Genomic DNA, 4,305 nt, shown 5'->3' on the forward strand with positions numbered 1-4,305 from the left:
CGAACAGTCCATCCCCGCCACTCATACCAGCATCATCCCGCACGAACGATCACGAACCGCAGGCGGGTTGCGGTTACTGAGACACGCTCCTAGCTCGACCGCTCCCGCGACGTACACGCCCGACCCGGTGCGCAGGACACGTCGCTGCGGCCGTCAACGGAGAGTGTCGGGCGCGCACCGGGGCGGCAGGCTGGGCGGTGGTGCCGTTACGGCATGGCCGAGCCGCCGACCGTACCTTGGACTCCGGGCCGGGTTGCGCCGCACGCATCAACGTGCACATCACAGTGCCGCACCCCGGGAAGCGCAAGTCGCCGTAGTCGTCACCACGTCTGTATTCACCAAGCCAGCAGCCGAATACGGCGCGCGCCACGGCATACGCCTCTTCGACGAGTCTGCACTTGCCGCGTGGGCGACTCGCACCGGCCCAGCGCCCTGGATGCTGTAATCCGCCTCCTACACGACGGCCCCCGGGCACGGACGCAAGTACGCGCTCGGGGCCGAGTGCTGCTCCCGGCGGCCGGGACGGGCGGCCAGCCGGGGCCCGCTCGCCACCACGGTCGGCGCGGCGCGGCGGCGAGAGGGAGATCACCCGCGCGGTGGCTCCTACGCGGGACCCTGCCTCGTCTTGGTGCCTTCGCCCAAGGCAACGGCCGACGTCGGGCAGCCCAGTTCAGGGACGCCGCTGGACAGGTTCGTGACGTGGTCGAGCAGCGCGTTCACGGAGCGGGCGAGACGCTGGGAGTGCGCGACGGCCGCAGGCAGGCCCGGCCCAGCCTCGACGCTCAGGCGCCGCCGGGCCTCGCCGAGGCAGGCGAGAGCGCAGGCGCGCGGCACGTCATCGCGCGGCAGACGTTCCGCCCTCTGCTCGACTTCGGGGATGAGCAGCATGACGTGCCCGCGCAGTTCCAGGATGAGGTCGTGGGCCTCTTCGTACGTGGGCAGTTCAGCGTCTGGCCCGAGCAGGCGCAGCACGACGGCGCGCATCGCCTCGGCGTCGACAGGCGGCTTCGTCCGCCCCTTGGCGCCGCTCATGCCCTGCCACCGCGGCCGTGGGGGTGGTTGCGAATCCCGACCTCGCAGTCCGTGGCGCGGCGGAGGTTCCCTGCTGCTTCGGCTGCGGCACGCTGCTTGTCGAGGGCCGCGCACTCCGTGCACCCGGGCGCCGGCCTCGGCGGTCGTGTGGGATCCGTCAAGGTGACGGGCGGGTCCATCGTCGTCTTCCGCACGGTACTCACGTTCGGCTCCCCTCGGCTCTCCTGCTCCCCACCGAGCCAACCGCCGTCCGGCGCCGACGGCCGGACCTGCACGCGGTCGTTCGGGCGGACTTTCCCGCTCGCGGCGGACTTTCGCGCTGCGCGGGCCCGCTACGGTCAGTACGAACAGGCACACCGGGGGTGCGAAGTGGACGAGATGCAGACGCCGTTCGCGCGCGAGTGCGCGGCACGCGGATGGGACCAGCCCGCCATGTTCCTGCGCGCCTTCGAGTCGACCGCGGCACTCGTTGGAGAAGAGGTGGCGGTCACCGACCGCCAGTTCCGGCGCTGGCGGCAGCCCGCTCCACCCCGACCCCGGCCGCGCGCCTGGCGCGTGCTCCACGCGATGTTCGGCGTCAGTCCGCTGGATCTCGGCTTCCCCGGCCCGGCACCGAGTGCGACCGTGGAGACGTCAACCAGGCACGTAGAGGGGGTGAGCGTGGACCGTCGCGCCTTCGTCGCCGATACGCTCGGCGCCGCCGCCGGCCTGGTTGTTGGCGCCACGGATGCCGTCGGCACTGCCCATATCGTCGAACTCCGTGAGGGCCTGCGCTCCCTGTACACACTGGACGACGCGTACGGCGGCGGCGACGTGCGCTCGCTCGCCGTTCGGCACCTGCGCCGCGTCCGCCGAGTCATCAACACAGGCAGCTACCCGGACACCATCGGCCGCCAACTCCAGCTACTCGCCGGGGAGACGGCCGAGCAATGCGCATGGCTGTACTACGACGCCGATGACCAGGACACCGCGCGCCGCTACTGGGGCGAAGCGCTGACCACCGCGACGATGCTGCGGGACGTCAGTCTCGAAGTCCTGGTGCTCGCCAGCCTCAGCATGCAAGCCAGCTACGAGGGCCGGCCGCGCGACGGATACGACCTCGCCCTCGCCGCCCACGAACGCGCGGTCAATCTCGGCTCGCCGGTGCTGCTGTCGCTGATCGCCTCGCGCGAGGCGCGGGCGTTGACGCTGATGCGCGACCAGAGCAGCGCCCGGAAGCGGCTCGCGGACTCGATGCGGATGGTTGATCGCTCGGACCACGGGCGCCCGGCACCGGAGTGGGCGGCCTTCCACGGGCACGCCGAGCTCGACTACGCGCAGGGGCTGCTCTACACCGAAGCAGGCCACCACAAGGCGGCCGTGCCGTTCCTGCACGCAGCTCTCGCCCATCAGGACCGCTCGTACGGCCGCAACCGGGCCCTGTACCGGCTCACGCTCGCCCGTGGCCTCGTGCAGGCCGGAGAGGTCGACGAGGGCGCCGCCGAAGCCGTCGGCAGTCTGGAGCACCTCGAAGAAGTGGAGTCCAGGCGCGTCACCCGCCGCCTGACCGAGGTACGCGACCTCCTCGCCTCGGTGGACGCGGCGAGCGCCCGCCAGGCGGGCGAGGAACTGACCGAGCACGCCCAGCAGAAGGGAGATGGCAGATGGCCGAGGTGACGTACGAGCGGTACGAGGGGCCCGAGGCGGCCGCACAGCTGGACGCGTTCCTCCCCGCGTACGAGGAGGTGTACGTCGAGCCTCCGTACTGCGAGGGGCCATCCGACGTCGCCGAGTTCATCGATCGCTACCAGCTCCAGACACAGCGGCCCGGCTTCCGCCTGGTGCTCGCACGCGACGGCGGCGAGGTGGTCGGCTTCACCTTCGGCTACCGGCTGCCCGCGGACACGGGTTGGTGGGACAACCTGCTGGACCCGATGCCGGACGGGTTCACCCGGGAGTGCGGGGAGCGGACGTTCGTCATCATCGAGCTGGCCGTGCGCAAGCCCTGGCGCCGCCGCCACATCGCGGCCGGGCTCCACACGCGGCTGCTCGAAGGCCTCTCGGTGGAGCGGGTAACGCTGACGATGCGGCCGGAGCCCGAGGCGGCGCCAGCGCAGTCGGCGTACGCGGCGTGGGGGTATCGGAAGGTGGGGCGGTCCCATCCATGGGACGAAGCCCCGGTCTACGACTGCATGGTTCTCAACCTGCGCTGAAGACAAACGGCTGCGCCCGGGCCTCGCGGTGAGGTGCCGGGCGCGTCCATGCGCGTCAGGACTCGGGCGGGTTGCCTTCGCGCCCCCAACGCGTCGCCCAGTACCGGTCCCGCAGAGGCACGTACTCCTGAAGCGCCTGCATGGCCTCGGTCTGTGCGTCGCGCTCCGCCTTGGTCAAGACTGGTGGCTCTTCTCCCAGAGCGAGCGGCTTGGGATCGCCCATAACCTCTCGCAACACCCGGTACGCCTCGCTCACCCGATTCAGGGCAGCCCTGTACCGCGCTTCCAGCTCGTCGAACGACTCGCTCATCCGCTTCCTTCCCACCCCCATGGCGATGCAGAGCGAATGTACGGCTGCGGGCGGGTATCGGCAATGAGCCTCACGGCTTGATGCCCTCGGCGGCCACCGGGCGTCGGACGTGGCGCCCGGTCACCCCGAGGCGGCCAGCGAGTGCCTCGGTGGTGACCAGGTCATGGGTCGAAGGTGCGCTGATGTCCGTGGGTGTCCGTTCGGGGTGTCCGTTGCGGACAGGTGGGCGAGGGCGGCGAGCATGGCGTCGAGAGCGGCGGCGACCTCGGGGCGCACTTGCCCGCCGTCGGCGCGGTGGCGGGCAATGTGCTTGCGCTGGGCGTCCCACAGGGGGTGGCAGACCTCGGCGGGTAGGAACACGCCTCCGGCAGCAATGACGGCCGGCGGTGCGGCGTTTCGCCGCATGAAAAGTCTGCGGGAAAGGAGTCAGACCGAACGCGCGACCTCTGCCCAGACCGTTTTGGTGTACGCGTCCCGGGCCTGCCAGCCCCAGCGTTCGGCGTATGCCTCCACCAGCAGCAGCCCGCGTCCCGACGGCACGTCGGGCGACGCGGGCTCGGTGGCGGGACGTCCGGGGCGGCGTTCCGGTCGGGTGTCGGTCACCTCGATGCGGAACGCGTGGGGCAGGAGGAGCAGCTCCAGGCGGAAGTCCCGGCCGGGGAGGCGGCCGTGGGTGAGTACCGGTAGGCCACTGGCGAGGTTTCCGCTGTGCGGGTCCTTCTCCAGTGGCCCCCGGCCCGAACCCGCCGTGCACCCTTTCGGTGCAGCGGG

General features: G+C 71.4%; 7 protein-coding genes. 3 read left to right on the forward strand and 4 right to left on the reverse strand.

Annotation, left to right across the window (positions count from 1 at the left end):
* Nucleotides 1-163: 163 nt before the first annotated feature.
* Nucleotides 164-445, forward strand: coding sequence for a restriction endonuclease (locus ACFV9O_RS39745; protein WP_385427834.1), 282 nt, complete (start codon nucleotides 164-166; stop codon nucleotides 443-445).
* A gap of 158 nt (nucleotides 446-603) precedes the next feature.
* Here the strand turns inward: ACFV9O_RS39745 and ACFV9O_RS39750 are convergent, their stop codons facing one another.
* Nucleotides 604-1,032 carry a DUF6415 family natural product biosynthesis protein gene (locus ACFV9O_RS39750; RefSeq protein WP_385427819.1) on the reverse strand — a complete coding sequence of 143 codons (429 nt, stop codon included), beginning with the start codon at nucleotides 1,030-1,032 and terminating at the stop codon, nucleotides 604-606.
* Nucleotides 1,033-1,410: 378 nt separating this feature from the next.
* Between ACFV9O_RS39750 and ACFV9O_RS39755 the strand changes: the two genes are divergently transcribed.
* Both ACFV9O_RS39755 and ACFV9O_RS39760 read left to right on the forward strand, forming a co-directional pair.
* On the forward strand, nucleotides 1,411-2,688 hold the full coding sequence (locus ACFV9O_RS39755) for a hypothetical protein (RefSeq protein WP_385427837.1): 1,278 nt from the start codon (nucleotides 1,411-1,413) through the stop codon (nucleotides 2,686-2,688).
* Entirely contained in the window at nucleotides 2,676-3,224 is a 549-nt protein-coding gene (locus ACFV9O_RS39760) for a GNAT family N-acetyltransferase (RefSeq protein ID WP_385427822.1), read from the forward strand. Before ACFV9O_RS39755 ends, ACFV9O_RS39760 begins: the two co-directional genes overlap by 13 nt.
* Before the next feature lie 55 nt (nucleotides 3,225-3,279).
* Here the strand turns inward: ACFV9O_RS39760 and ACFV9O_RS39765 are convergent, their stop codons facing one another.
* The 3 genes from ACFV9O_RS39765 to ACFV9O_RS39775 all read right to left on the reverse strand — a co-directional run.
* Complete coding sequence (locus tag ACFV9O_RS39765; RefSeq protein ID WP_385427825.1) at nucleotides 3,280-3,534, reverse strand: hypothetical protein; 255 nt, start codon at nucleotides 3,532-3,534, stop codon at nucleotides 3,280-3,282.
* A gap of 120 nt (nucleotides 3,535-3,654) precedes the next feature.
* On the reverse strand, nucleotides 3,655-3,939 hold the full coding sequence (locus ACFV9O_RS39770) for a hypothetical protein (protein WP_385427828.1): 285 nt from the start codon (nucleotides 3,937-3,939) through the stop codon (nucleotides 3,655-3,657).
* 21 nt (nucleotides 3,940-3,960) lie between these two features.
* Nucleotides 3,961-4,305, reverse strand: a 345-nt coding sequence (locus ACFV9O_RS39775) for an ATP-binding protein (RefSeq protein WP_385427831.1), incomplete at its 5' end; no start/stop codon positions are given.

Origin of the sequence: Streptomyces sp. NPDC059909 (assembly GCF_042730885.1) — a bacterium.
GTDB lineage: Bacteria > Actinomycetota > Actinomycetes > Streptomycetales > Streptomycetaceae > Streptomyces.